Source organism: Nonomuraea sp. NPDC050643, assembly GCF_040654715.1.
Lineage (GTDB): Bacteria > Actinomycetota > Actinomycetes > Streptosporangiales > Streptosporangiaceae > Nonomuraea.
Map to the genome: position 1 here is coordinate 1 of NZ_JBFAIM010000157.1, position 3,162 is coordinate 3,162.

2 protein-coding genes and 1 pseudogene are annotated in these 3,162 nt (G+C 73.8%); all 3 read right to left on the reverse strand.

Going from position 1 to position 3,162, the window contains the following annotated elements:
- Positions 1 to 273: pseudogene (locus tag AB0I15_RS66615) on the reverse strand (hypothetical protein); the annotation flags it as partial.
- Positions 274 to 400: 127 nt separating this feature from the next.
- On the reverse strand, positions 401 to 1,576 hold the full coding sequence (locus AB0I15_RS66620) for an ROK family transcriptional regulator (RefSeq protein ID WP_358121091.1): 1,176 nt from the start codon (positions 1,574 to 1,576) through the stop codon (positions 401 to 403).
- A 218-nt stretch (positions 1,577 to 1,794) separates the two neighbouring features.
- The coding region (locus AB0I15_RS66625) for a carboxylesterase family protein (RefSeq protein ID WP_358121094.1) at positions 1,795 to 3,162 on the reverse strand (1,368 nt) is incomplete at its 5' end.

Below are 3,162 nucleotides of genomic sequence, written 5' to 3' on the forward strand. Positions count from 1 at the left end.
GTGGGTGTTGTTGTTGTGTTTGATGGCGTGGTTGTGGGGGGTGACCTCCACTGGTCGGGGCGGGGGGGTGTGGGGGGCGGGTGGGGGTTGGGGCACGGGCGCGGCGGGGGCGACGCCGGTGGTGGCCGCGAGGAGCCGGCGGCGGCTCAGCCCGAGCCTGCGGCGGAGCGCGGCGGCGCGCTCGCGCTCCTCTGAAACGCGCTCCTCCAAGGAGATCTCCGCTGAGGCGATCTTCGCTGAGGCGAGGTCGCCGGGGACATGGTGATGGCTCACGCGAGGTTCCCTTTCCTGAGGGACGCGTGCGCCGACCACGTCACAGCGGATCCGTGCCGGGCCCCGCGGGCATGCCACAGCCCTGGAGCTCGAGACGATCACATTGTCACCGCACCGCCCGGCAGGGTCAATGCGTCATGACCCGGTCGATGGTGGCCGGGGCGAGCACGTGCTCGACCACCATGACGGCGGCGCCGACGATCCCGGCCCGGTCGCCCAGCTCGCTCGCCCGGATCCCGAGATGCTGCGTGGCCAGCGGAAGCGAGCGGCTGTAGATCGTCTCCCGCACGCCGGCCAGCACCTGCTCGCCCGCCTCGGCGACGGCTCCGCCGATCACGATGACGGAGGGGTTGAAGAAGTTCACGATCGAGGCCATCACTGCGCCGACCTCGCGCCCGGCCTGCCGGATGAGCCGGGTGGCCCGCAGGTCGCCCGCGCGCATGAGCGCCACCACGTCGCCGCTGCCCGCCGCCTCGATCCCGGCCTCGCGCAGCGCCGCCGCCATCGACGCGCCGCCCGCCACCGCCTCCAGGCAACCGGTGTTGCCGCACCGGCACGGCGCCTCCGACGCGGGCACCCGGATGTGGCCGACGTCCCCGGCCGCGCCCTGCGCGCCGCGGTGCAGCCGCCCGCCGGAGATGATGCCGCAGCCGATGCCGGTGCCGATCTTGATGAAGATCAGGTGGTCGACCGGCGGGGAGGCGGCCCAGTGCTCGCCGAGCGCCATGATGTTCACGTCGTTGTCCACCAGCACCGGGGCGCCCAGCCGCGCGTCCAGCCAGCCGGGCACGGCGAAGCCGTCCCAGCCCGGCATGATCGGCGGGTTCACCGGCCGCCCCGAGGCGTGCTCGACCGGCCCCGGCAGGCCGACGCCGATCCCGCACACCTGGGCCGGGTCGCGGCCGGCGCAGGCCAGCAGCTCCTCGAACGCGGTGACGAGCCGGCCCAGCGTCGGCTCGGGCCCCTGGTCCACGGGCAGGTCGCCGGCCCGCTCGGCGAGCACGTTGAGGCCGAGGTCGAGAACGGCCAGGCGGGCGCGCGTGGCGCCCAGGTCGGCGGCGAGCACGACCCGCCCGCCGCCGTTGAAGGCGTAGACCGCGGCGGGCCGCCCGCCGGAGGAGACGGCCCCCTCTCCGGCCACGACCCAGCGGTGGTCGATCAGACCGTCGAGCCGCTGGGACACGGTGGACCTGGACAGGCCGGTGAGCTCGGCCAGCTCACCCCGGGTGCGGGCCTGCCCGTCTCTGAGGATCGCCAGCAGCGCTCCCGCTCCCGCACTCTGACCGTTGGATCCACGTGGCATGCTATCTAGCTTACTTCGGATATCGACCGACTTATGTTGACAAGAATTAAAAGTCGGATCTATCGTCACGAAATATGTTGGACATATGCGTGACTCGGGCGTAATTCCGAGTTTGTCCGGCATTTTCGCCAGGTAGGAGCCGACCCGGTCCTCACCCGCCGTAGCGCCGAGACGCGGGCGTCAGAGAATGCCACCCGGGCCGGGTCCTCCGCACGCCGCTAGTTCGCCGCCTCCCACAGGTCGCAGTTGTGCTCGGCCTCCATCGTGGCCAGCGGGACGGGGATCGAGCGGCCTCCGGCCCGCAGCGACATGATCATGGAGGTCCGGTTGAACGAGGGCCAGGGTGCGGCGGCCTGCGCGTACGGCTGCCCGCTACGCGGGAAGGCACCCCAATAGTGCACCATGTCCCGGGCCAGCCGCCGCTCGGAGGCGTCGAACGTGGGCGCGATCGGCGTGCCGTTGTCGAAGCTCGGCCACAGGTACGCCAGCTCGGCCGCGTGCCCCGCGCCCCACTCGTACCCGGCGGGCTCCGGGGTCAGGCCGGGGCCGGTGCGGTGGTCGAAGCGGTAGCCGTACACGCGGGTGTGGGCCGCCAGCGCCCCGATGAGGCGCAGGGTCGGGCACCCGCCGATGCCCGCCAGGAAGCCGGAGTCGGTGAAGATCGCCCCGGTCAGGTACGCCGAGGTGAACCGGTCCGACTCCGCCGGCCACGGATAGCGGGCCAGGACGGCGGCGGCCCGGTCGCCGAACAGCGCCCCCACCCAGCCCTCGTACTGCTCACGGGTCCAGCCCATGTTGCCCTGCAGGAACGTGCGGCCCTCGTCGCGGGTGGAGCCCACGACCAGGGGCACGCGCTGGAAGCGGCCGGCCCGCACGGCGGTGTCGGGGTTCTCCGGGAGCGCGGGGACGTCGTACAGGAAGGAGGCGAACTGCGGCCCGTCGACCAGCCGGCCCGGCGGCAGGGCGCGCAGGCAGGCGGCGGCGGAGGCCGGGTCGGGACAGCCGAGGGTGGTCGCGATCGAGGCGCCCGACCGTTCGCCGTCCGCCACCGGGCGGCTGACGCACGAGCCGCTCTGGATGATGGCGCGCTGGAGCAGCCCGGCCGAGCCGGGCGCGGTCAGGTGGGCGCAGACCGACCAGCCGCCGGCCGACTCGCCGTCGATGGTGACGCGCCGGGGGTCGCCGCCGAACGCCGCGATGTTGCGCTGCACCCAGCGCAAAGCGGCCTGCTGGTCGAGCAGGCCGTAGTTGCCGGACTGGCCGGCCTCGGCGGTCAGCGCCGGGTGGGCGAGGAAGCCGAGGACGCCGAGACGGTAGTTGACGCTCACCACGACGACGTCCTCGAGCTGGGCGATGAGCGTGCCGTCGTGCTGGTTGGCCGAGCCGTTGGACAGGCCGCCGCCGTGGATCCAGAAGAGCACGGGCAGCCGCCGGCCCGCCGTGGTGCCGGCGGGGCGGAACACGTTGAGGAGCAGGCAGTCCTCGGTCTCCGAGCGGGGGCCGTTGCCGCTGGCGGCGGCCGGGCAGCGCGCGCCCCACGCGGACGCGTCGCGCACGCCCCGCCAGGCGGGCGGCGGCTGCGGGGC

Coding starts and splice junctions, on each gene's coding strand:
- AB0I15_RS66620 (WP_358121091.1), bottom strand. CDS start 1,576: ATGCCACGTGGATCCAACGGTCAGAGTGCGGGAGCGGGAGCGCTGCTG.